Here is a 25,390-nt window from a genome sequence, read left to right as displayed (position 1 = left end):
CTCTTATTCTTTTCCATTCATGAAGAAATCCTTCTCAATCCTTTTGTTTTTTGTATTTAGCCTACAGGCATATTCTCAAAACAATGGACCAAACATCATCCTGATCAATATTGATGACATGGGATGGAGAGATGTGGGGTTTATGGGATCGGATTTTTATGAAACACCAGTTATAGACAGCCTTTCCAAAAGGGGAAAGATATTCTCTCAAGGCTATACTGCTTCCTCCAATTGCGCTCCAAGCAGGGCAAGCATGATGACAGGGAAATGGAATCCCCGACATGGAATATATACAGTAGGAAGTTCAGAAAGAGGAAAATCCAAGGACAGGAAAATCATACCAACCAAAAACACCACCACACTCGGAAAAGACCAAATCATATTACCACAAGTTCTGAGAAGCAATGGATACAAAACCATTCATGCAGGGAAATGGCATCTTAGCGATTCTCCACAGGAATTCGGTTTTGATGTGAATATCGGCGGAGGGCATAATGGTCATCCTACCAGCTATTATCCCCCTTATGGCAATGTGAATTTGGAAGGAGAAAATGAACATTATCTGACGGATGCTATAATGTTGAAAACTCTTGAGGAAATGGACAAAACCAAAGGACCATTTTTCCTTTATTATTCTCCATATGCAGTCCATACTCCGATTATGCCTGTAAAATCTTTGCTTTCGAAGTATGAGCAGAAATCCTCCAAAATCGGCCAATCAAATGCGGAATACGCAACCATGGTGGAAAACCTGGACAGAAATATTGGTTTACTTATCAACACATTAAAGAGAAACCATCAACTCGAAAACACGATCCTCATCTTTGTTTCTGATAATGGAGGCCTGAAAGGAATTACCGATCAGCAACCATTGCGATCGGGCAAAGGCAGTTATTATGAAGGAGGAATTCGTGTTCCTTTCTTTTTCCTTTGGAAAGGAAAAATCCAAGCTGGAACAAACGAACATACCCCCATTACAAATCTGGATATCTTCCCAACAATACTGGAGGCTGCAGAAATCAAAGAAGAGTATTCCTTGGATGGAGAAAGTTTGATCCCACTTTTAACTCAGAATAAAGAACTTGGAGAAAGACCTTTATTCTGGCATTTTCCCATTTATTTGGAAGCTTATAAGTATGGTCAAAATGAAACCAGAGATCCTATTTTCAGAACAAGGCCTGGTTCGGTTGTAAGAATTGGAAATTGGAAACTCCATTATTATTTCGAAAACCAAGAAGTAGAACTCTATGATCTGGAAAATGATATTTCCGAAACCAAAGACTTATCCACAATTGAAGTAGCCAAAAAAGAAGAACTTATGGAGCTTCTGTCCAATTGGTGGAAAGAGACTAACGCGCCAATTCCAAGTACAAAAAACCCAGAATTCGTATCGAATGACTAAACGAAGAATGATTCGTTTTCATGTCGTTGCTCTTGAAATTATCCTGACGATATTTATAGCTTAAATACCATTTATGAAAAGTTACAAACAATCCCTTTTACTCTTTTCCATCTGCCTTTTTTCACTTCAAGTAGCAGCACAGGATTTTCTTCCGCCTCTAATTCCTTGGTCAGGTAAAAGCAAGAGTTTGATAGCAGAGCCTACAGATCCATGGATCACACCTGGCGAAAAATCAGGTTTGACAGAATCACCGAGTTACGAAGAAACCATGGCTTGGCTGGAAAAATTAAACGAGAGCTCCCCTTATATCTCGATTAATTCCATTGGTACAAGTGAACAAGGAAGAACTATCCAAATGGTGATGGTTTCAAAGGATCAGGACTTCACTGCAGAGGAGTTATCCACATCTAAAAAGCCCTTGATTCTATTCCAAGCAGGAATTCATGCTGGAGAAATCGATGGAAAAGACGCGGGAATGATGCTTCTGAGAGATATCAATGTGGGAGAAAAACTGGAGCTTTTGGATTATGCAAACTTGCTTTTTATTCCAATTTTGAATGTGGATGGACATGAACGAAAAAGTGCTTATGGCAGAGTCAATCAACGAGGCCCAAAAATCATGGGCTGGAGAAGCAATGCAGTAAATCTGAATTTAAATCGCGATTACACCAAGTTGGAGACTGCGGGGATTCAAGCCATTGCCAAAGTGATTAAGGATTATGATCCGGATTTATACATCGATATTCACGTGACTGATGGAGCCGATTATCAATATGATGTGACGTATGGTTTTGTGGAAACAGGCGGCTATTCTCCCGAGATTTCTTCTTGGCTTGCTACTAATTTCAAACCAGAAGTGGATCAGGCTTTGAAAGATCAGGGACATATTCCAGGTCCTTTGCTTTTCGCAGCAAATGGTGAGGACTTTACAGAAGGTAACATTGCCTTTTCCTTCAGCCCGAGATTTTCCCATACCTACGGAGATATCAGACACCTTCCTTCTATTCTGATTGAAAACCATTCCTTAAAACCATTTGAGCAGCGGGTTTTGGGGACCTATGTATTCTTGGAACAAGCCATTAAATCTGTTGGAAATCATTTTGAGGAATTACAGGCGGCCATTTCATCCGATCAGGATCAGCCTAAAGAATCGATTGTGGTAAAATTTGGATTCCGGGATACTCCAGCTGATTCTGTGGAATTTTTAGCAGTCAAATCTGAAAAGGTAACCTCCGAGCTGACAGGAAATGAATATGTGGCTTGGTTGGGTGAACCTGACACACAATTGGTTCCAAGTATTCTGATGGACAAACCTGTTTCTTCTGTCCCCGTGCCAAAAGCCTACTGGGTTCCTGTAGAATGGAATGCTGTCATCCAAAAAATGAAGGAGCATGGAATCGAGATGGAAGTTTTGACCGAGCCAAAAGAATTGAATCTGGAGTTTTCCACAGTAAATGAATTTAAAATGGTCAGTCAACCTTATGAAGGTTTGATGCGCTTCCAATCTTTTGATCTGGACAAAAATTATAGAAAAGTTACGTTACAGCCAGGTTCTGTCAGAGTCAAAACAGATCAGGCTCTTGGAGAATTAGCAGTGATCTTAATGGAACCAGAATCTGTGGATAGTTTCTTCCAATGGGGATATTTCAATACGATTTTGTCCCAAACGGAATACATGGAAACCTATGTAATGGAGCCAATGATTCAAAGCATGCTTGATAAGGATCCGGCGCTAAAAACGAGATTTGAGGAAGAGTTGGCCAAAGATGAAGCATTTGCCAAATCACCACGAAGAATCTATCGTTGGTTTTATGAACAAACTCCTTATTTAGATCAAAATTGGAAAGTTATTCCAGTCGGAAGAGAGTGGTAAATTATTTTAGGAATAAAAGTCTCAAGATGGATAAAAGGTCAGTTTTTCATTAAATTGAATCCAGGCTCTTTATCCCATTTTGAATGAAAAAACTAGCTATAACTTTTGGATCCCTATTGCTCCTTATTGTTGTAGGAATATTTTTTTTAGAAAATTGGGTTGAAAAGAAGTTTGAGGGAACCCTTAATACAAATCCTAACAGGAAATATGATTTGGTTTATGAAAACCTGGACATCAGCATTCTCCTGGGAAAAATTGAATTGAATAAAGTAAAGATTACACCTCTGACTGTTGACAGCATTCCCACAATTATAGAGGGCTCAGTAGAACGGGCAGATCTAGAAGGGATCGGATTTATTGACTTTTTGAGATCGAAAGAGATTTCCATTCAAAATTTGAGTTTCGTAAATCCCGAATTCACGCTAACTCACACAGAATTTCAGAAGACTCACGTAGAATCTGCCAGACCTTTCCAGTCGCTATTTGGAGATATCATTTCTAGAGGGGAAATAAAGAATTTCTCTTTAACTGGAGGAAAAGCAACTCTATTCCATCAGATGGACAGTCTTCAAAAAATCGGCTCTCTTGATAATCTTGAAATTATTGCCAAAGGTATAGAAACAGATTCCATTCAACTTGATAAAGCAATTCCATTTAAATTAGAAGAGCTGAAAATCGGACTTAAAAACCTGATCTATAAGCTTTCAGAGCATGAAACCTTCGGCTTCGGATCTTATGATTTTGATTTTTCGGCAGGTCAAATGGATCTTAAAGATCTCAGTTTGAAACTGGATTTGGATTGGTATGAACATGCAAAAAGCCAACCTACTCAAAAAGAAATCATGGAATTTGAGATTGGTAGAATTGCTGTCAAAGGCTTGAGTGAGGCCAGCCAATTTGGGGATTCTTTAATGATTATTGCAGAATCAGTAAGCCTGGATAGCCTGGATTTCAAAATTGGAAAAGATAAAAACAGGCCTTTCCCACCAAAAGAATTAAAAAAAGACTTCTCCTATTTATTGGAGGCATTGACTTTTCCGATGGAAATCGATTCTCTCCAGATCACAAATTCAAACATCACCTATTCTGAAATTGGAAACGGCCAGACCTTGCCTGGTACCATTACTTTATCCGAAGTCAATGGACTGATATTGAATGTTTCGACTATTGAGGAAGTAGAAAGAGAAAAAAGTCTTTATGTTTCTATCAATGCCATTTTTGGCGGATCAGGGAAGTTGACCATGGAAGTTAACGAAAACTACTTTGAGCGAAAGTGGGAGGCGGAAATTTCTTTGGAAGACATGGAAATGACTAAACTAAACCAAACGGTCAATAACCTTGCAGGTATTAACATAGCTTCGGGCAAGTTACACAAGCTTCAACTTCTTATGGAGGCAAATCCCAACTTCTCAGACAATCATTTTTTAATGGAATACGAGGATTTTAAAATAGAATTACAAAATTCGGAAAATCACAAAAAAGGATTCTTAAGCAGTTTGGCTAATCTGGCAGTGCACAAGCAAAATTTGCCAGGAGATAAACAATACCATGAATTGTCTTATTCCACCAAAAGAGACCAATACAAAGGCCCTATCAATTTAATCTGGCTCAGTGCGAAAGATGGCCTCTTGGCTACCATCCCCAGCAAAATGGCACAAAAGCTAATGCCTCATTCGAACCAAGAAAAAAACCATAAGAAAACTGAAAGGGAGAAAAAAAAGAGTGAAAAAAAAGCCAAATCATGAGTTAGGGCCGGGTTCTTAGGTCAGTTTTAAGAGATAATTTTCAACAATCCCAACTTTTTAAAATAAATTCAGTCTGTCATTGATACATTTCAGTTTCAGATCATGACACTTCAGTCGCTTTCAATTTTTCAACCTGATGTCACGCTTCATATTTGGGTAAATCTAAACCGATATGAAAGCCACATTTTTATTTCTGACACTTCTTTTCCTTCAAGTAAGTATCGCTTTTGGGCAGTCAATTATTTCTGGTCAAATCAACGATGAAAAAGGTGTTGCCCTGCCAGGTGTCAACATTTTTATAAAAGATTCCTTTGATGGAACCAGCAGCAAGCTGGATGGAAGTTTTGAGTTCCCTACAGAATTAAAAGGTAATCAAATTCTCATCTTCCAGTTTCTTGGGTTTAAAAGCAAAGAGATTGAAATCAATTGTGATCAGGAAACGGTAAAAATTCCTGAAATCAGATTGATCGAAATGATCACTGAAATGAATGCGGTGACTATTTCAGCAGGAGCCATGCAGGCATCTGACCAAAGTAAATCCGTAATTCTAAAACCTCTCGATATCGTTACCACCCCAAGTGCTATGGGAGATATCATGGGCGCATTTCAGACTCTTCCAGGAACCAGCACGGTTGGAAATGACGGGCGATTGTTTGTAAGAGGAGGCGATGCCAGCGAAGTGGGAATCTATATTGACGGAATGCGTGTGGGAAATGCCTACGGGACAACGACCGGTAATGTCCCAACCCGTACCCGATTCAATCCGAACTTATTCAAAGGAACCTTTTTCAGCACCGGAGGCTATTCTGCAGAATATGGCCAAGCACTTTCCTCTGCTTTGGCACTGAATACAAAAGACCTGTCAATAAGAAGTCAAGGCGATCTAAGTTTGATGACTGTTGGGGGTGGATATTCACATACTCTGGCAAACGAAAAGCAAAGTATTACCGCAAGTGCCAATTATTTCAACTTGGGCCCTTACCAGCAACTCATCAAACAAAAAGTTGATTTTGAGCAGGCACCAAGATCATGGGACTTGGAAGTTGCTGCGCAAAAGAAAACAGGGAAAAACGGTCTGCTCAAAGTAATGGCGAGAACAGAATCTGGAGGAATGAAATTATGGCAACCGCTTCCTGGAACAGACAAAAGAATCCTGGTTGACTTGAGAAATGATTACAGTTATGCACAAGCAAACTGGAGAACAATTTTAAAGAAAGACTGGATGATTTTCACAGGGATCTCCTATTCCAAAAACCTTGACAATATCGCTTATGACAGCTTAAAGGTGGAGCGATCAAATCAGCTTATCCACATGAAAGCCACTGCTACCAAAGACTTTTCTGATCGTCTTTCGGCTAAGTTTGGCCTGGAGCATTTTATCCATCCATTTTCTGAAAAATTAGTGGAAGAAAACCAAGTTCGGAATTACAAGGATCAGGAAACCTATGCATTCACCGAGTGGGATTATTACTTCAATAAAAGCTTGGTGCTACGATCAGGACTTCGTGCAGGAATCAGCACTGTGTCGGATCAAAAATGGCTGGACCCAAGAGCTTCACTTGCTTATCAACTAGGCGATAAAGGTCAACTTTCTTTTGCTGCTGGCAAGTTTCATCAATTGCCTTTGGAAAACTATCGAGTTGTTAACACCAACCTTCAAAACTCTGAATCCGATCACCTGATCTTGAATTATCTCTTTTCCAAAGAAGGATTCACATTTCGGGCAGAGACTTTCTACAAAAGCTATGATGGATTGGTCACATTTGAAGGGTCTGAAACAGCCCCTATTAATCTTGAAAATGGTGCTTCAGGCTATGCCAAGGGAGTTGACTTCTTTTTCCGCGACAGAAAAACCTTTAAGGAAACGGACTATTGGATCACTTACAGCTTTGTGGATAGCAAAAGAAGTTTTAACCAATTTCAAACGCGGGTTCAGCCTAGCTTTGCTCCAAAACACAATCTCTCAGTCGTAGTAAAACATTTCTTCGTCAATTTGAAATCCCAGCTAGGAATGTCATTCTCTTACAATGATGGCTATACCTACTCTGATCCAAATGTGGATAACTCTGCCATGAATGCTAAAACCAAGAGTTTCCAAAACCTGAGTTTATCCTGGAGTTATCTCCCTAAACCGAACTTGATCATTCACTTGGCATGTACCAATGTACTGGGTCGGGACAATGTTTTCGGATATACTTATAGTCAAACACCAAATGAAACAGGAGTCTTTGAATCTATCCCTCAGGGACAGCTAGCGCCTAGATTCCTCTTTTTAGGAGTTTTCCTAACACTTTCAAAAGATAAAACAGCTAATAATCTAAACAACCTTTAAAAACTAAAATCATGAAAAAATCAATCTTAACTATCGCCGCTTTATTTATGTGGATAACTTTTGCTACCGCAGCGGATCCTGCTTACGAAGCCGCTATGAAAAAGCAAATTACTGCCATGAATTCCATCCCGGATTTGGAAACTTCCCAGCAAGTCACCAATGGTTTTATGAGAATTTCGGAAGCTAAAAAAGAAGAATGGCTGCCTTTATATTACGCTGCATATAACCAAATTATAGCTGCATTTCGATTTGATGTGAATAAGGACCAATATTTTGATCAGGCATTGGAATTAGTGAAAAAAGCGGAGGAAATCGCTCCAGACAATTCCGAAATCACAACGCTTCATGGATATGCCATTATGGGAAAATTGAGTATTGATCCGGCATCCCGTGGGCAGGAAATGAGTCCTCAAGCCATGCAGTTATTTGGAAAAGCGATTAATCTAGACCGGGCGAATCCAAGAGCGGTCACCATGATGGCCCAAATGGAATTAGGGATGGCGCAATTTTTTGGATCCGGACCTGAAAAAGCTTGTGGAATGGGCAGAATGGCATTGGATCTTTATAAAAAGGAAGAAGCTAAAATCTCAGAAGATTATATTCTCCCTACCTGGGGTAAGTCACAGGCAAATGAAGTTGCTTCAAAATGTAATTAATCCGAAAAATTGATAAAGAAATCCTTTCTGCACTTTTTTGAGAGGAAGGATTTCTTTGTTTTTAATTAAATTCCCAACATGACAGTAAAATCTGAGAACAACACTCCCCAACCTGATAGAGGAATCTGGAATAAAACCTCAAGTTTTTTGCTGATCAATTTGGGAATAGTAATGGTTTTGATGGTCTCATTCTGCCCAAGATGCTTTTTATCTTGGAGTGGAATAAAAGCATTGTTTCCTGATTTTTTCTTCTCTTTAGCCATCACAGTGGCGATGAGTTATGGAGGAAACAAAGTTGAAACTTATTTCGACAGTAGGATTTCCTGGATTCACCATCCTGTAAAGCGATTGCTTTTGACGAGTGTTACCTATTTGACCTATGCATTTATTGTCTCATTTATTCTAGTTACCCTTTATGGTTGGCTTTTAGGGGATGTATCTTTAGACAATTTGCCATGGAGAACTCTATTTGAGTACTCTTTGGTGCCAATGGGAATTGCTTTAGGTTTTATGGCATTATTCACTACACGTTCTTGGTTATTAGAATGGAGAAAGTCAGCACTGGAGGCAGAAATTCTTCGAAATGAAAAATTATCCAGTCAATATCAATCGCTGAAAGATCAACTCAATCCACACTTTCTTTTTAATTCCCTTAATGTCCTTTCGAATCTCGTCTATGAAAGTGCAGACAAATCAGCGGCTTTCATTCAGAAGTTATCCAAGATTTATCGATACGTTTTGGAAGCTCAGAAAGAAGAATTAATGGAGCTTGAAAAGGAAATTAATTTTGCCAAAAACTACTTGGAACTCCAGAAGATCAGATTTGAAGAAAGCTTACAGTTTTCGATTGAAATAGAAGATCAAAATGGACTGATACCACCTCTTTCACTTCAGCTTCTTCTCGAAAATGCCATCAAGCACAATATCATCAGCGCAGAACTCCCATTGTTTATCCACATTTTTAGAAAACAAAATGAGCTTTGGATCAGCAATACTTTTCAACCAAAATCCAGTCAACCAGAATCTTCCACAGGTATTGGCTTACAAAACATTAAAATGCGATATCAACTGATTTCATCAAAAGAAATGGAAGTCATCCAAACCGAAGATGAATTCCTTGTCAAACTTCCAATTTTAGAGTTTTCCAAATGAGAATTTTAATCATAGAAGATGAGAAACCAGCCTTTAACCTCCTTCTAAAGAAAATTAAGGAACATTTTCCAGATGCCGAGATTTTTGGAAACCTAGACAGCATCAAGGCTGCAATAGAATGGTTTCAAAAATTTCCTTCACCAGATTTGATTTTTTGTGACATCCAATTGGCAGATGGAATCAGCTTTGAAATCTTTAAAAAAGTCAGGTTATCCACGCCGATTATTTTCACTACGGCCTTCGACCAATACGCGATCCAGGCATTTCAGGTCAATGCGGTAGACTATCTTTTGAAGCCGATTGATCCAGAGGATTTATCGAGAGCTGTCGAAAAATTCAAATCCAACCAACTCAAATCGAGTATAGATTTAGAACTGATCAAAAATTTGCTCGAACCTAAAACGACCTCCTTTAAAACCAGATTTCTGGTGAAGTATGGAGAAAAAATCCAAAGCATTTTGGTGGATGAAATCGCATTCTTTTTCAGTGAAGAGCGCGTGACTTTTATCCAAACCAAGGAGGGTAAAAAGTATGTGCTCGACTCGACGCTAGAGCAGGTGGAATCGCAAATCGACCCTGCGTTATTTTTCAGGATTAACAGAAAATACCTTTGTTCTTATTCTTCGATTTCTGATATTTTTACTTACTCCAACAGTCGATTGAAAATAAAACTCCACAATTGTGGAGATACCGATATACTAATCAGTAGGGAAAAAGTAACAGATTTCAAGAATTGGCTTGATGGATAATTTTTTAAAAAATGGAAAACGGACCAGACACTGAACGAAAACAAGAAGAGCTGACTTGGCTGGAAAATCTCCAACGCAACAGCTGGGAACCTGAAGTCATTATTTCGGGTATTACGCTCGCATTTTTATTTGTTTTCCCAGCCAAAATCTACGAGTTCTGTGCCTATATCAATCAGGAAATCGGAGTAGGATATTTATTTAGCTTGTTACTTGTATTTTATCTAACAGCAATCATCTCTGTTTTCAAAATATTTTTCGTGGTTCACTTATGCTTAAGATTTTTTTGGACCGGACTTTTGGGTTTAAGCTATGCATTTCCAGAAGGTGTTATTAACGAGAAGTTATTTAAGATGGCACAAAATTATAATTACCAAAAGCCTGAAAAAATGGTTTTAAGAATGGAAAAGATATGCAGTATGACTTTTGCATTCCCTCTTTCTTTGGTGATAACCGTCTTAGTTGTTACGCTTTATTTAGGCCTTTTAGTTAGTCTTTATGTATGGTTTGATTTGACTTATCTTACGGTCTATCTGATTTTTATGACTTCAATTCTTATCCTGTCTTTAGGGCAGCTGAGTAAAAAAAGATCGAAGTTAAAAACCTGGTATTCACAGACAATTATCAGTTCTATCGGAGCGATCTATCAAAGCAATCTGGGAAAATGGTTTGCGGTTTTTTATAGCTTCTTCATTTTTATTTTGGCTTTTCCTATCATTTCATCTGATGTAAAAGACTTCTCTTTATTTGCCAATGAAAGGAATCTAAATGAGTTCGAGTTAGAATGGCCCTCTAAAAATCAAATCTTTCAGGATCAACATGATCCGAGTAAACGATTCTCAAGAGTATTTATTCCATCTGAAGAGATCGACGAAGATTTTTTGAAAATTGGAATAGCGAGGTTTGAAGGAGACAGAAAAATTTTAGAGGATATGAACAGCAAGTATCAAACTTCAATCGATACTTTAAACTGGCATCAATTGAAAGAAACTGCTGACTTACATCGTATTTATATTGATGATTCGTTGGTGGCTGTAAAAAATTGGAAAAAATTCAGGATGCCTGAAACTGACCAAAGAATTTATCAGGGAATAGTAGACATTTCATCATTTAAGGATGGAGTGCATCAGGTCAGAGTAGAAAAAATACTTTTGATCTATGGATTTACTGATAATGAACCTGAATTAAGGTATAGGGAGAATTGGTCAAAATTCAGCTTTATCAAGAAGTAGATTAGGTAAGGATATTTTTTTGTTTTAAAAATATTTAATGATAAGGAATGAGAAATTTATTATTCACACTTTTTACCATTTCGTTTTTTTCAGCCTGCTCTCCAAAAACTGAAAAACAAATCCAGATTTTGGATCTGAAGGAATTGATCGTAGATACCCTTTATTTAGAAAAAGATACGCTGACAAAAGATATTGGATCTAATTTCAAATATGTAAAGAAAGGTGCCGATGAATTTTTGGTCACTTCCATAAATCATAGACTGATGGAATATAGCTATCCTGAAGGAAAACTAATCCGAGACCAATTTTACGATGAAGAAGGTCCAGATGGAATTGGCAGTTTTATTTCAGGTAGTTTTGTTGACGACTCAACAGTTTGGTTTCTTTCAAACAATAAGTTAATTGAAGCTGATCTATTCGGAAAGGTTGAAAATCGAATTGATTTACCAGAAGTTTCTGAAAAGAGATTGGCGGCTAATTATAGCACAATGATGGGAAACAGGATGTTTAAATCCGGTGATAATTTGATTATTGCTGATGTTCCCTATGTTCTTAAAGAACCAAACCTAGAATATGAAAACTGGATTTTAAAATTTGATCCTGAAAATTCAAAAGTTGATCATTTCAAATTTAAATATCCAGGGTATTATAAAGAGTTTCTAGATGACCCGAACCTAGGCCCCTATTTAAGCACCTATACTTCAGAAGGATTCGAAATAATCTCTCTCCCCACAAGTGATTCATTGATTGTATTATCTAACAAAGGAAGTAAAAAGGTATACGCAGGATTACAAGAAAAAATGATCTTTCTTCCTGGCACTACGACACCCAGCGGGGAATGGATAGCTTATCATCCCAATTACAATTCAAGTAAATATAACTGGGTAGATTATGATCCTTTAGCACAAGTATATATAAGACAAGCAATAGTCACTACCGATACTGAAGAAAACAGAAGTCAAGGAAAAAAACCATTGACAAAATTAATAATCTTAGATAGTGCCTTTAATAAGGCAATGGAGATATTACTCCCTTTTCCCACCAAGGGCTTCTCTACACCAAAAGGATACTACCTCAATATTGGATATCCAAATTCAGAGGATAGAGTTGCTTTTGTCAGATTGGATTTCTCAAAGACCAACGCTTCGGACTAATAAAAGCGTCAAGCAAACAGAAAATAAGCGCCAATTTGATATAGGCATTCTCAGCGAAAACTTTGTGAACTTTGCGGTTATAAAAGCAAAAAAAAAGCGAGACTATTCAGTCTCGCTTTTTACTTGAAGTTCTATTTCCTCTCCAGATTCATCTTGGAATCTGTATTCCGTCACTGGTAGGGAAGAATCTTTGATCAGTTTAATCCATTTGTAATACTTGAAAAACCACTTTACTCTGCGGCTGATAATACCGGTAGTAAAGTATGCGTGCAGGTAGGGATGCAGCCCGATGTGGATGTTAGCCACATTTTGGATAGTTGCAATATGCTCCAGATCTTTTTCCAACTTGTCGGCTACCAAGATCGAGGCTTGGATTTTGCCGGTTCCATTACAAGCGGGACAGGTTTCTTTGGTGACAATATTAACTTCCGGCCTTACTCTTTGCCGGGTGATTTGCATGAGCCCAAATTTGCTCAGCGGCAAAACAGTATGTTTAGACCTGTCGAGTTTCAGCTCATCTTTCATTGCTTCATAGATGACCTTTTTATTTTCGGCCTTTCTCATGTCTATAAAGTCAACTACGATGATACCTCCCATATCTCGGAGGCGCAGCTGTCTGGCAATTTCTTTAGCAGCGACCAGATTGGTTTTTAATGCTGTTGATTCCTGGTCACTTTCCTGATTGGATTTATTGCCACTGTTCACGTCAATGACATGAAGGGCTTCGGTATGTTCAATAATGACATAACCTCCCTGAGGAAGGCTTACCGTCTGTCCAAACAGGCTTTTGATCTGTTTCTCTATTCCAAAATTTTCAAATAGCTTCGCTTTACCATTGTAAAGCTTGACAATTTTTTCTTTCTCAGGCGCTATGGACCTGATGTAGGATCTGATCTGATCGTAAGTGGATTCTTCTTCTACGGTGATTGCATCGAAGGATTCATTGAGGAGGTCTCTCACAAGTGAGGAAGCCATACTCATCTCTCCTATTACCTTGTCACGGCTTTTGGCTTTCAGCAACTTTCTCATTCCTTCTTCCCAGTTTGTGAGAAGATTTCGAAGATCTTTGTCTAGTTCTGTAACAGACTGACCTTCGGCCACAGTGCGTATAATCACACCAAAATTGGCAGGTTTGATTGAGTTGATAAGTCTCAAAAGACGTTTACGCTCGTCGTTGCTTCTGATTTTCTTGGAAACATTCACTGAATCCGAGAAGGGAACCAAAACGAGGTAGCGACCTGGTAGAGAGAGCTCGCAGGATAGTCGGGGTCCTTTTGTGGAGATGGGTTCTTTGACGACCTGAACCAACACTTGATTATTTTTTGACAGGATGTTGGAAATTTTCCCAATCTTGTCTATTTCAGGGTCGTTTTCGAAACCCTTCAACATGTAATTGCTATAGTTGTTGTTGCGTACCAGTTTGGTAAACTTCATCAGGCTGTTGAAATTCGGGCCTAGGTCCTGGTAATGAAGAAAGGCGTCTTTCTCATAACCTACGTCAATGAAAGCTGCGTTGAGCCCATTGACGATTTTGCGGACCGTCCCCAAATATATATCCCCAACCTTGAATTGATTATCCATTCCTTCGGAATGCAATTCAACCAAGCTTTTATCTTGAAGGAGTGCAATGCGACTACCACTTTGAGCAGAATCAATTAATAATTCCGTACTCAAAATCGCGTCTAATAATAATGTAAATGAACGTGTTTAATTAAAACGGGCATAAGAAGAAGTGATTACTTCTTCTTATGTCTGTTTTTTCTAAGTCTCTTCTTACGCTTGTGCGTAGCGATCTTATGTCTTTTTCTTTTCTTACCGCAAGGCATAGTCTTTAGAATTTAAGTGATATAATAATTTACAGCCTGTCAAGGTAGCCTTGGATGCTACTAAGGATCATTTCATCCTCAGTCATTTCCTTAACTGCCTCAAACTGGGCTTTTGCTTTATTCTTTTGATTGGCTTCAAAATAGCTCACCCCAAGGTAAAACTGACCCTGAAGATTCTGAGGATGATACTGGATCAACTCCTCAAATCGCTCCGCCGCTCGCTTGTATTGACCTGATTGAATCGCCAAGATACCCATATTAAACAAAGCATCCTCATTTTGAGGGTCTTGCTCGAGAATTTCCCGAAGCATGGTAATGCCTTGCATTGGGTTTGATGAGGAAACATAAGTCATCGCGACTTTGGTTTTCAAATCCAATCTGGTGGGATCTTTTTCCAGCACCTGATTAAAATACTTCTGGGTCTGTTCGGCAGTATAAGCTACTTTATCCGCATCCAGCGCAAACGTAAAAGCTTCATAATAAGATTCACCGGCCTTTTCGGCAAGTGCTAAATCATTGCTTTCGTCTGCTGCCAATGCAAAATAGTACCCTGCACTGTCATATTTTCCCAGTTCCTGATAAATCGACCCCAGTGAATCAAGAGCCTCATGGGAAGACCCTTCACTCAATTTGCTTCTTAATGAAGCTACTGTAGCCTGCTGATCAGGAGAAAACTCCGCCTCATGCATTGCAACGGGATTAGACTCAGAAGTGGATGCCCCTGCATTATCTTCAGTAATTGCGTTGACTTCGCCTTCATTATCGACCACCACACTAGGCAGAGCATATAAGCCTACTACTGCGATGATTCCCACTACAATGAGAATGAGTTGCGTTTTTTTCATTTTAAATGATCTTCTCAGATTAATCCTGAGGAGCCAATTCTTTAATTTTCTTACTGTTCTTGATCTTCTCTACAAACACTTTAGAAGGCTTGAAAGCCGGAATGTAGTGCTCATCAATAACGATAGCTGTATTCTTAGAGATATTACGGGCAATTTTCTTAGCTCTCTTCTTATTGATAAAGCTACCAAATCCTCTTACGTAAATGTTTTCTCCCTCAGACATAGAATCTTTTACTACCTTAAAGAAGGCCTCAACAGCCTGTGTAACATCATCCTTCTGGATTCCTGTTTTGTCTGAAATCTTAGTGATTACTTCTGCTTTTGTCACAGTAATTTAAATTTAGAAATTATGAAATAAGCTTAACAACCTATTAACCAAGTGTTTTTGGGACTGCAAATGTACGAGAACCAACGCAATTAAAAAACAAATTGGTAAAATTTAGCTTGATTTGTAGAATAGAATTTTATCCTTAATGAACCATAAAGATACTGATTTTCAGGCATTTTCGCATCAAATACTTCTTTGGTACAGTTTAAATCCAAGAGAATTACCTTGGCGAGGAACCAAAAATCCATACAAAATCTGGTTGTCTGAGATCATCCTTCAGCAAACCCGTGTTGCTCAAGGAATGCCTTATTATTATAAATTCGTTAAGAATTATCCTACAGTCGAGGACCTCGCTCTCGCTCCCGAGGAAGATGTCCTAAGATTATGGCAGGGTTTGGGTTATTATAGTAGGGCAAGAAATCTACATACCTGTGCCAAGTATATTCACTTTGAACTGGGAGGAAAATTTCCGGAAACTTACGCTGAGCTATTAAAATTAAAAGGTGTAGGGAGCTACACTGCTTCCGCTATTTCAAGTTTTGCATTTGGCGAAGCCAAAGCTGTCGTCGATGGTAATGTCTTCCGTGTACTTGCCCGTTATTTCGGAATAGAAACTGACATTGCCAGCTCCAGAGGAAAAAAAGAATTTGAGGCTCTAGCTGACCAACTAATTCCAAAAGATCAGCCGGGAGAATACAATCAGGCAATCATGGATTTTGGATCCAGGCAATGCACACCTACAAATCCGGACTGTGGCATTTGCCCCCTCAAACAATCATGCTTTGCTTACACACAAAACCTAGTCAAAGACCTTCCGGTCAAAATTAAAAAGCTAAAAATCAAAGAACGGCACCTCCATTATTATATCATCAAATGTGGAGAAGATTGGGTTTGGAAAAAAAGAGGTTCCGGAGATATCTGGGAAGGTTTATTTGATTTCCCAGTATTAGAAAAAGAAAAACCGAACGACTCTTTGCAATTTGAGCCTTTGGACGGGAAGGAGTTTGAGCAAATCGACAAAAAATACCGACATATTTTGTCACATCAGAAGTTAAATGCCACTTTTTCCAAAGTGGAAATCCCATCTAAAAACTATCAAAAACTGGCTGATTGGTGCGAAGAGCGCGGTTTTATCCTGGTCAACGAAGAAAAAATTGACTATTTGGCAAAGCCCAAATTGATTGTCAATTTTTTGAATGACCAAGGTATTTGAGTAACTTCATTCTTTCATTTTTTCAGTTAATTAATCATCAAAAATTATGGCAGGAGTAAATAAAGTAATCTTAGTAGGAAATTTGGGAGCTGATCCGGAAGTGAAATATCTGGAAGGAGACAATGTCGTTGCCAACTTAAGTTTAGCAACTACAGAGGCTTACAAAGACCGTAGTGGAAACAGAGTGGAACAAACCGAGTGGCATGATCTTGAACTTTGGGGCCAACAGGCAAAGATTGCTGAGCAATATTTAAAAAAAGGGTCTCAGATTTATGTGGAAGGGAAAATCAAATCTGATAAATGGACTGATGAGCAAGGTCAAAATCGTAAAAAAGTCCGAATCAGAGTATTGAGTTTCACTATGCTAGGAGGAAAACCAGAAGGAATGGGACCTTCCAGTCCACAAAACAGTAGCCCACAATCGAAACCGGCTACAGCGGCAGCACCTTCAGGATCAGATAAAATGGTCATGGATGATGCTGACGACGATCTTCCATTTTAATTCAAATCCTCTGAAAGTAATTTTCGGAGGATTTTTTTTTACTTTTGTATCAAACATTCTGGATTATCCATGGACGACCCCTATCCGAGTTACCAACTACTCGCACAGATCAGTGAGCTTAGCTTAAGTTACCTGATTTTTAACAGTTTACTTTTTGTCTTGTTATTACTTGGCTCTGCCTTGGTTTCTGGTTCTGAAGTTGCATTTTTTTCACTTTCCAACGATGACCTTGATAACCTTCAATTAGACACATCTGGAAATTCTAAAAAAGTGATCAAACTGGTCGAGAATCCTAAAAATCTCTTGAGCACCATCTTGATCCTAAATAATCTTATCAATATCGGAATCGTTACTTTGACGACATTTGTTTCATGGTCCATTTTTGGAATGAATGCTACCGGGATTCTAGTCATTTTGGTCCAAACTATCGGTGTCACTTTTGCGATTGTTTTCTTCGGTGAAATCGTTCCTAAAGTTTATGCTGCCAAAGCAAGCATGTCCTTCAGTTTGACAATGGCCCCGAGCATCAGTTTTTTCAGCACGATACTGAAGCCGATTTCAATTTTCCTGATGGCCATGAGCAATGTCATCGAGAAGAATATTCAAAAAAGAGGGTATTCACTTTCTGTTAATGAGCTGAATCAAGCACTTGAAATGACTACGGAAGATACTCCAGAAGAAGAAAGAGACATTTTAAAAGGCATTGTCAACTTCGGCACATTGACAGTAAAACAGGTAATGAGAAGCCGAATGGAAATTACAGCTATCGATGAGGAGATGGATTTCCATGAGTTGATGGATAAAATCAATAAGAGTGGTTATTCTAGAATCCCTGTTTATCAGGAAACCATCGATAATATTTCCGGGATACTTTATATCAAAGATCTACTTCCATTCATCGAACAGGATGAAACTTTTGCATGGAAAGATCTTATCAGAAAAAGCTTTTTCGTCCCTGAAAACAAAAAAGTCGACACCTTATTAAAGGACTTCCAATTAAAGAGAGTCCATATGGCAATAGTCGTGGATGAATACGGTGGGACTTCAGGTTTGGTAACTCTCGAAGATCTTATTGAAGAGATCATCGGAGAAATCAATGATGAGTTCGATGATACGGATGATATCTTTTTCCAGGAATTAGATCCTAACACATTCATTTTTGAAGGGAAAGTTTCCCTCAATGATTTCTGCAAAAAGTTAGAGCTTGACTCCCAAATCTTTGATGAAGTCAAAGGAGAAAATGAGTCCCTAGGCGGCTTGCTTCTGGAGCTTAATTCCAAGCTTCCAAAGAACGGAACCAAAATAAATTTTGAGGATTTTGAATTCACGATATTAGCGGTGGATGCCAGAAAGATCAAAAAGGTAAAAGTTCATATGACAGGGGATAAAAAGGGCAGTTCTATCCTTTATACCGATTGACAACCCCTAATCACCTGATTTTTAAATTGTTCTCAAGCTCAGAATAATATTCTGCATTTTTAAGGAAGTAATTCTTTAGGAGGAGGTGAAGTGATATTTTACCGAAAAAAAAATTTAAAAAATTTTAAAATTTTATTCATTAAACCAGTTTTTGAATTTTTTACATTTTTTTGGCTATAAACTTGCCATTTTTCACCCTACAACTTCAAAAAGCACATCATTTTTTAATAGATGATGGGTTTAATTAACCCTTAACTTTTTTACGAAAAAATCAATAATCTCTATTTTCATAAAAAATAAGGCATTGAGAAGGGCTGTTTATTGCCTTAATTTTAATGAAAGAAATTTTTTCTGTATTTTTTGGAAATTTTGAACCTATTAAATTTAGAAAAAATGCAAAAAGGGTTATATCGATCGGAGTTTGAGCATGACTCCTGCGGTATTGGTGCGGTTGTCGATCTGACGGGAGTTCCTTCCCATGAGACAATTAGCGATGCCTTATACATGCTTAGTAACATGGAGCATCGTGGAGGAAGAGGGTCTGATCCAAAAACTGGTGATGGAGCTGGGGTATTAATTCAAGTCCCACATCAATTCCTAAAAGACATCACAGCAAGATCAGAAATTAATTTGCCAGAGGCTGGATATTATGGGGTGGGAATGACATTCTTCCCTAAGAATAAACAGTTGTTCCAAAAATCTAAGGAGCTGCTTAACCAAATAATTGAAGAGCTGGATTTTGAGTTGATCGGATACAGACAAGTTCCGGTGGATGAAACGGTACCAGGTTCTGGTGCTTTGGAAGTGATGCCTAATATAGAGCAGCTATTTGTAAAGCATAAAAAAGGACTGACCGGAATTGATCTAGAGAGAAAGCTCTACTTACTAAGAAACTATGCTACGTCTGAGATTAACTCTAAAATTCCTGGAGTTAATAATTCCTTTTATTTCGCGAGTTTAAGTAGCAATACACTTATATATAAAGGACAGCTTAGAACCGATCAGGTTTTGGCCTTTTATAAGGACCTTCAGAACAGCAAAATTGAATCTGCATTTGCCATCGTGCACTCCAGATTCTCCACCAATACCTTCCCGAATTGGAGACTTGCCCAGCCGTTTAGATTCCTTTCTCATAATGGAGAAATCAATACGATTCGAGGCAACCTCACCAAAATGAAGTCAAAGGAATCTTTGATGAAAACCAAATACTATTCGGATGAGGAACTGAAGAAATTACTTCCAATCACCAATAACCTGAATTCTGACTCGGCGAACCTTGATGCCATGGTGGAATTACTTACGTTAACTGGTAGATCATTGCCACATGCCATGATGATGCTTGTTCCGGAAGCTTGGCAGGATAATGAGGTGATGGATAGAGATAGAAAAGCTTTCTATAAATTCCATGCTTCTCTAGTTGAGCCATGGGATGGTCCAGCAGCGCTTTTATTTACTGATGGAAAATCTGTTGGTGCAACTTTGGATAGAAATGGTCTGAGACCACTTCGTTATTTCATCACCAAAGACAAGCGACTTATTCTTTCTTCTGAAGCTGGTGCATTACCAATAAGAGAGGCAACTATCGAGGAAAAAGGAAGAATCAGCCCAGGAAGAATGCTTTGGGCAGATTTGGAAAAGCAGCGAGTTTTATTTGACGAAGAAGTAAAAGGAGAAATCTGTACCAAGCAGCCTTATGAGGAGTGGGTAGCAGACCAGCGAATCAAGCTTCGTTTGATGCCAGACCCTGAGGTACTTTCTCATCCATATAATTTTGAAGATCTTAAAAAGTGCCAAACCGTATTTGGTTACACTTCCGAGGAACTCAAAGTGGTACTTGCCCCAATGGGAGACACTGCCTATGAGGCAATCGGCTCAATGGGTGCGGATACGCCTTTGGCAGTACTTTCTAAGCAAAGTCAGCACATTTCGAATTATTTCAAACAGCTATTTGCTCAGGTAAGTAATCCACCAATTGACCCAATCCGTGAGAGATTGGTCATGTCTCTATTTACCAGATTAGGTGAGGGGCATAATATATTGGAAGAAAGTCCTAGACATACGCGTCAGATCCATATTTCACAACCTGTTTTACTAAATGAAGATTTAGATAAAATCCAGAATATGGAGCATTTGGGCTATAGAAGTCAGAAAATCTATGCTCACTTTAAGACAGATCATCAGCCAGGTAGAATGCTTGAGGCTTTGGATCGTCTTTGTCTTGAAGCTGAAAAAGCAATCAAAGACAGCAAAAATATCCTGATTATTTCGGATAGAAACAGCTCTGAAGATTGGGCTCCAATACCATCTTTATTGGCAATTGGTGCTGTTCACCATCACTTGGTGAAAAATAATATCAGAACTAAAGCTGGTTTGGTTTTAGAATCAGGTGATATCCGTGAAACCCACCATTTTGCGACAGCAATCGGTTATGGTGCTTCGGCAATCAACCCATATATGGCACTTGAATCTCTTTTGGAGATGTTTGAAAAAGGCCAGCTGACGAAAGTAAAAGATCGTAAAAAATTATTCTCAAATTATCAGGATGCCATTGGAAAAGGCTTGTTAAAAGTGCTTTCCAAAATGGGTATTTCTACTCTTCAATCTTATCAGAGCGCCCAGATCTTTGAGGCACTTGGTTTAGGCCCTGAAGTAATCGACAGATGCTTCAAAGGAACAATCTCAAGAATTTCAGGTATTTCATTTGATGAATTAGCTGAAGAAGTATTGATCAGACACAGAGCTGCTTACGGTACTAAGAGCCCTGTTTTGGAAACTGGCGGGGTTTATCAGTGGAAAAGAAGAGGAGAAAAACATTTGTTTAATCCTGAAACCATCCATTTACTTCAGAAATCTACTCGCCTAAATGACTTTGCACTTTATAAAAAGTTTGCAAACAAAATCAATGAGCAGTCAAAAGACGCATTGACACTTCGAGGCTTATTCGAGTTTAAGAAAAGAATTACTGTTCCAATTGATGAGGTAGAACCAGCTTCTAGCATCATGAGACGCTTTGCGACTGGTGCTATGTCCTTTGGATCCATTTCTCATGAAGCCCATTCTACTTTGGCTATCGCCATGAACAGAATCGGTGGAAAAAGTAACTCTGGTGAGGGAGGAGAAGATGAAGTTCGTTTTGAGAAAAAAGAAAATGGTGATTGGGAAAGATCAGCTATCAAGCAAGTTGCCTCTGGTAGATTTGGTGTAACCAGTAACTACCTCACCAATGCCGCTGAGCTTCAGATCAAAATGGCTCAAGGTGCAAAACCAGGTGAAGGTGGACAGTTGCCAGGACATAAAGTGGATGATTGGATCGGTCGTGTGAGACATTCTACTCCTGGAGTAGGTTTGATTTCGCCTCCACCACACCACGATATTTATTCTATTGAAGATCTAGCTCAATTGATCTATGATCTAAAAAATGCGAATAGAAAAGCTAGAATCAACGTAAAACTGGTTTCTCAAGCTGGTGTCGGTACGGTTGCAGCAGGTGTTGCAAAAGCGATGGCCGATGTTATTTTGATTTCCGGTGCTGATGGTGGAACGGGTGCATCACCACTTTCCTCTATCAGGCATGCAGGTTTACCTTGGGAGCTAGGACTTTCTGAAGCCCACCAGACTTTGGTGAAAAATAACCTGAGAAGTAGAGTTACGCTTCAAACTGACGGTCAGTTAAGAACCGGTAGAGATTTGGCCATTGCCACTTTACTAGGTGCTGAAGAGTGGGGAATTTCCACAGCTGCCCTAGTTGTAGAAGGTTGTATTATGATGCGTAAGTGTCATTTGAATACTTGCCCTGTAGGTATTGCTACCCAAAATGAAGAATTGAGAAAGCTATTTACTGGAGATCCAGATCACGTGGTTAATTACTTCAACTTCTTGGTACAGGATCTACGTGAAATCATGGCTTCTCTAGGTTTCAGAACTATCGATGAGATGGTAGGACAAAGCCATATCCTTCAGTCAACAGGTCATTTGAATCACTGGAAGTGGGATAAAGTGGACTTAACTCCAATTTTCCACAGAGTGGAAGTGCCAGATCATGTGGGTATTCATAAGCAAATCGATCAGGACTTTGAACTGAAAAGAGTTCTTGACAGACAGTTGATCAAAGCAGCACATCCATCCTTGGAGCAAGCAGTTTCTTCTACTGGCAACTTCCAGATCAAGAATACAGACCGATCAGTCGGTGCGATGCTTTCTAATGAGATTTCAAAAATCTTCGGCAGCGTAGGTCTTCCGGAAGATACCATTCAGTTTAAGTTTACAGGTTCAGCTGGTCAGACATTTGGAGCATTCCTGACAAAGGGAGTGAACTTCGAACTAGAAGGTGAAGCCAATGACTATTTTGGAAAAGGACTTTCCGGCGGGAAATTGATCATTTATCCAAGCAGAAATGCAAGATATGCTCCTGAAGAAAACATCATCATTGGCAATGTTGCCTTCTATGGTGCTACATCTGGAGAGGCCTATATCAATGGAAAAGGTGGAGAGCGATTCTGTGTTAGAAACTCAGGAGTAAAAACTGTGGTGGAAGGTATCGGAGACCATGGCTGTGAATATATGACCGGAGGATTAGTGATCAACTTAGGAGAGATCGGAAGAAACTTTGCCGCAGGTATGAGTGGAGGAATCGCCTATATCCTGAAAGAGTATATCACGGAAATCAACCCTGAGCTAGTGGATATCGATATCGTGGAGGAGGAAGATTTTGCTACAATTAAATCATTCTTGAAGCGACATGTCAAGCTGACCGAAAGTGAGCTGGCTACGAAATTCCTAGAGGACTGGGAAAATTCAAAAGAGAAATTTATTAAAGTAATCCCTAGAGATTACAAAGCTGTTTTGCAAAAAAGAGCTTCAGAACAATCTAAATCATTGGTGTAAGATGGGAGCGAAAGAAGGTTTTTTACAATTCAAGAGAGAAACGCCATCATCAAGAGACCCTAAAGATAGGGTTGGCGATTATAAAGAAATATATCAGCCATTTTCTGGCGAGCAATTAAATCATCAGGCTGCAAGATGCATGGACTGTGGAATTCCATTTTGCCATAATGGATGTCCATTAGGCAATGTGATTCCTGATTTTAACGATGCTGTTTATAGTGAGGAATGGGGTCAGGCCATTAACATCCTGAAGAGCACAAACAATTTCCCTGAATTTACAGGAAGAATTTGTCCTGCTCCTTGTGAAGCAAGCTGTGTATTGGGAATCAATAAGGATCCAGTTGCAATCGAATTGATCGAAAAGAGCATTGCTGAAAAAGCCTATGAACTAGGCTTGATCAAAGCAAATCCACCTGAGAAAAGAACTGGAAAGCAGGTCGCTGTAATCGGTTCTGGTCCTGCTGGATTGGCAGCTGCAGATCAATTGAACCAAGCTGGTCATGAGGTAACTGTCTTTGAAAAGGATAATAAACCTGGTGGATTGCTTCGCTATGGTATTCCAGATTTCAAATTGGAAAAATGGGTTATCGACAGAAGAATTGACCTGATGAAAGAAGAAGGGGTGATTTTCACCTGTGGAACAGAAGTAGGCTTTAATATCAAAGCTGAAAATATCCTTAGAAACTTCGATGCAGTGGTAATCTGTACTGGAGCAGGTCAGCCTAGAGAGTTGAGAATCAATGGCGACAAGCTAAAAGGCGTTCATTTTGCAATGGAATTTCTTGGAAACCAGAACAAAGTGATCAATGGTGAGCTGGAAGAGAATCCAATTTCTGCCAAAGATAAACATGTGTTTGTAATCGGCGGTGGAGATACCGGAAGTGACTGTATTGGCACTTCAAATCGTCACGGTGCTGCATCGATTACCCAATTAGAATTGTTGCCAAAGCCACCAAAACAAAGAACTATCTTAAATCCTTGGCCAGAATGGCCAATGACCTTGAGAACGTCAAGTTCTCATGAGGAAGGATCTGAAAGAAGATTCTCTATTCTTACAAAGGAGTTTGTAGGAAATGAAAATGGTGAAGTAACAGGATTAAAATTAGTCGATATAGAGTGGAAGGAAAATGGCGGAAGAATGACTTTTGAAGAAGTGGAAGGAACCGAAAGGGTCGAACCATGTGATCGAGCATTTATAGCCATTGGATTTAGTGGTCCTGCACAAGATGGCTTATTGAAAGCCTTTGGTGTAGACACCATGGAAAATACACTTCCAAAATCAAAAAATTACCAGAGTACAAATTCCAAGGTTTTCCTTGCCGGAGATATGCGAAGAGGTCAATCACTTGTAGTTTGGGCAATTTCAGAAGGTAGAGAAGCTGCTGTCAAAGTGGACGAATACCTAATGGGAAGCTCATCTCTGCCACAGAAAGATGAATCATTCTTTCAAGTGGAGGAAGAAATCGCAGGTATTGATTGAGCCAAAAAGCTCATATTTTCCAATAGAATCCCTGTTTAGTTGACAACCCTGCGAAACAGAAAGCCATCCGCTTCGGCAGATGGCTTTCCTATTTTAGTTTCCTCCTCTTTTTCTTGGGATATCACCCCGCTCACCCACTTGACCTCCTGGTCTTCTACCTCGTCTATCTCTTTGGCTTTGTTTTAACTCCTCCCATTTAGCTCTCTGCTCTTCTGTTAAAACTTCTTTGATTGCTTCATCCTGAGATTTCATTTCTTCTCTCATAGCCTTCATCTCTTCTCTTCTGGCATCCATTTCAGCTTTTTTAGCTGCCATTTCCGCTTCTCTCTTTTTAGCGCCTTCTAGATTTATCGCTAAAATCTTTGCTTTCTGATCTTCTGATAACTCAAGCTGTTTAGCCATCATTTCAGTTTGCTTTTGAGCTCTTTCCTCCGGAGAAGGCCTTTCTTTTGTTCTCATGTCCTGAGCAAAAGCTGTGATTCCGGTCATCAAAACCAAAAGCATTGCGAATGTTAAATTTTTCATCTTTTTATGGTTTGTTTGTCTTTTAGACTCAGGCAAAAGGAAGAAGTTTAATCGATATTTCTCTTTTCCATGTTAA

18 protein-coding genes are annotated in these 25,390 nt (G+C 39.0%); 14 read left to right on the top strand and 4 right to left on the bottom strand.

The window, feature by feature from the left end:
- Positions 1-19 precede the first annotated feature (19 nt).
- The 9 genes from FHS59_RS11105 to FHS59_RS11065 all read left to right on the top strand — a co-directional run bounded on the left by FHS59_RS11105 (position 20) and on the right by FHS59_RS11065 (position 12,292).
- Positions 20-1,402, top strand: a complete 1,383-nt coding sequence (locus FHS59_RS11105; protein WP_184495212.1) for a sulfatase — start codon at positions 20-22, stop codon at positions 1,400-1,402.
- 73 nt (positions 1,403-1,475) lie between these two features.
- A complete protein-coding gene (locus tag FHS59_RS11100) occupies positions 1,476-3,275 on the top strand; it encodes a M14 family metallopeptidase (RefSeq protein WP_184495211.1) in 1,800 nt (599 codons plus the stop codon).
- An 83-nt stretch (positions 3,276-3,358) separates the two neighbouring features.
- Positions 3,359-5,020, top strand: a complete 1,662-nt coding sequence (locus FHS59_RS11095; protein ID WP_184495210.1) for a DUF748 domain-containing protein — start codon at positions 3,359-3,361, stop codon at positions 5,018-5,020.
- A 172-nt stretch (positions 5,021-5,192) separates the two neighbouring features.
- Positions 5,193-7,352, top strand: a complete 2,160-nt coding sequence (locus tag FHS59_RS11090; RefSeq protein WP_184495209.1) for a TonB-dependent receptor — start codon at positions 5,193-5,195, stop codon at positions 7,350-7,352.
- Positions 7,353-7,363: 11 nt separating this feature from the next.
- Positions 7,364-8,008: a tetratricopeptide repeat protein gene (locus tag FHS59_RS11085; RefSeq protein WP_184495208.1), complete on the top strand. Its 645-nt coding sequence runs from the start codon at positions 7,364-7,366 to the stop codon at positions 8,006-8,008.
- Between the two features lie 78 nt (positions 8,009-8,086).
- Positions 8,087-9,160, top strand: a complete 1,074-nt coding sequence (locus FHS59_RS11080; RefSeq protein ID WP_184495207.1) for a sensor histidine kinase — start codon at positions 8,087-8,089, stop codon at positions 9,158-9,160.
- The gene (locus tag FHS59_RS11075; protein ID WP_184495206.1) at positions 9,157-9,909 is read left to right on the top strand and encodes a LytR/AlgR family response regulator transcription factor; all 753 of its coding nucleotides are present in this window, start codon (positions 9,157-9,159) and stop codon (positions 9,907-9,909) included. The genes FHS59_RS11080 and FHS59_RS11075 overlap by 4 nt, the downstream gene beginning before the upstream one ends.
- 11 nt (positions 9,910-9,920) lie before the next feature.
- Positions 9,921-11,138 carry a hypothetical protein gene (locus tag FHS59_RS11070; RefSeq protein WP_184495205.1) on the top strand — a complete coding sequence of 406 codons (1,218 nt, stop codon included), beginning with the start codon at positions 9,921-9,923 and terminating at the stop codon, positions 11,136-11,138.
- A gap of 47 nt (positions 11,139-11,185) precedes the next feature.
- On the top strand, positions 11,186-12,292 hold the full coding sequence (locus tag FHS59_RS11065) for a DUF4221 family protein (protein ID WP_184495204.1): 1,107 nt from the start codon (positions 11,186-11,188) through the stop codon (positions 12,290-12,292).
- A 102-nt stretch (positions 12,293-12,394) separates the two neighbouring features.
- Here FHS59_RS11065 and FHS59_RS11060 read toward each other — a convergent pair whose 3' ends face one another.
- The 3 genes from FHS59_RS11060 to FHS59_RS11050 all read right to left on the bottom strand — a co-directional run bounded on the left by FHS59_RS11060 (position 12,395) and on the right by FHS59_RS11050 (position 15,291).
- Entirely contained in the window at positions 12,395-13,966 is a 1,572-nt protein-coding gene (locus FHS59_RS11060; protein WP_184495203.1) for an Rne/Rng family ribonuclease, read from the bottom strand.
- A 181-nt stretch (positions 13,967-14,147) separates the two neighbouring features.
- Positions 14,148-14,963: a tetratricopeptide repeat protein gene (locus tag FHS59_RS11055; RefSeq protein ID WP_184495202.1), complete on the bottom strand. Its 816-nt coding sequence runs from the start codon at positions 14,961-14,963 to the stop codon at positions 14,148-14,150.
- Positions 14,964-14,982: 19 nt separating this feature from the next.
- Positions 14,983-15,291, bottom strand: coding sequence for an HU family DNA-binding protein (locus tag FHS59_RS11050; RefSeq protein ID WP_074225800.1), 309 nt, complete (start codon positions 15,289-15,291; stop codon positions 14,983-14,985).
- 145 nt (positions 15,292-15,436) lie between these two features.
- Between FHS59_RS11050 and mutY the strand changes: the two genes are divergently transcribed.
- The 5 genes from mutY to FHS59_RS11025 all read left to right on the top strand — a co-directional run bounded on the left by mutY (position 15,437) and on the right by FHS59_RS11025 (position 24,789).
- Positions 15,437-16,504 (top strand): A/G-specific adenine glycosylase, encoded by a 1,068-nt coding sequence (gene mutY, locus FHS59_RS11045; RefSeq protein ID WP_184495201.1) that lies wholly within the window; start codon positions 15,437-15,439, stop codon positions 16,502-16,504.
- 46 nt (positions 16,505-16,550) lie between these two features.
- Complete coding sequence (locus FHS59_RS11040; RefSeq protein ID WP_184495200.1) at positions 16,551-17,006, top strand: single-stranded DNA-binding protein; 456 nt, start codon at positions 16,551-16,553, stop codon at positions 17,004-17,006.
- 69 nt (positions 17,007-17,075) lie between these two features.
- Positions 17,076-18,425, top strand: coding sequence for a gliding motility-associated protein GldE (gldE, locus tag FHS59_RS11035; protein WP_184495199.1), 1,350 nt, complete (start codon positions 17,076-17,078; stop codon positions 18,423-18,425).
- Between the two features lie 393 nt (positions 18,426-18,818).
- Complete coding sequence (gltB, locus tag FHS59_RS11030) at positions 18,819-23,309, top strand: glutamate synthase large subunit (protein ID WP_184495198.1); 4,491 nt, start codon at positions 18,819-18,821, stop codon at positions 23,307-23,309.
- Position 23,310: 1 nt separating this feature from the next.
- Positions 23,311-24,789 (top strand): glutamate synthase subunit beta, encoded by a 1,479-nt coding sequence (locus FHS59_RS11025; RefSeq protein ID WP_184495197.1) that lies wholly within the window; start codon positions 23,311-23,313, stop codon positions 24,787-24,789.
- 93 nt (positions 24,790-24,882) lie between these two features.
- Here FHS59_RS11025 and FHS59_RS11020 read toward each other — a convergent pair whose 3' ends face one another.
- Positions 24,883-25,314 carry a DUF4890 domain-containing protein gene (locus tag FHS59_RS11020; protein WP_184495196.1) on the bottom strand — a complete coding sequence of 144 codons (432 nt, stop codon included), beginning with the start codon at positions 25,312-25,314 and terminating at the stop codon, positions 24,883-24,885.
- Positions 25,315-25,390 lie beyond the last annotated feature (76 nt).

It is taken from the genome of Algoriphagus iocasae (genome assembly GCF_014206875.1).
Classification (GTDB): Bacteria; Bacteroidota; Bacteroidia; order Cytophagales; family Cyclobacteriaceae; genus Algoriphagus; species Algoriphagus iocasae.
This window is presented reverse-complemented; position numbering and strand designations above follow the sequence as displayed.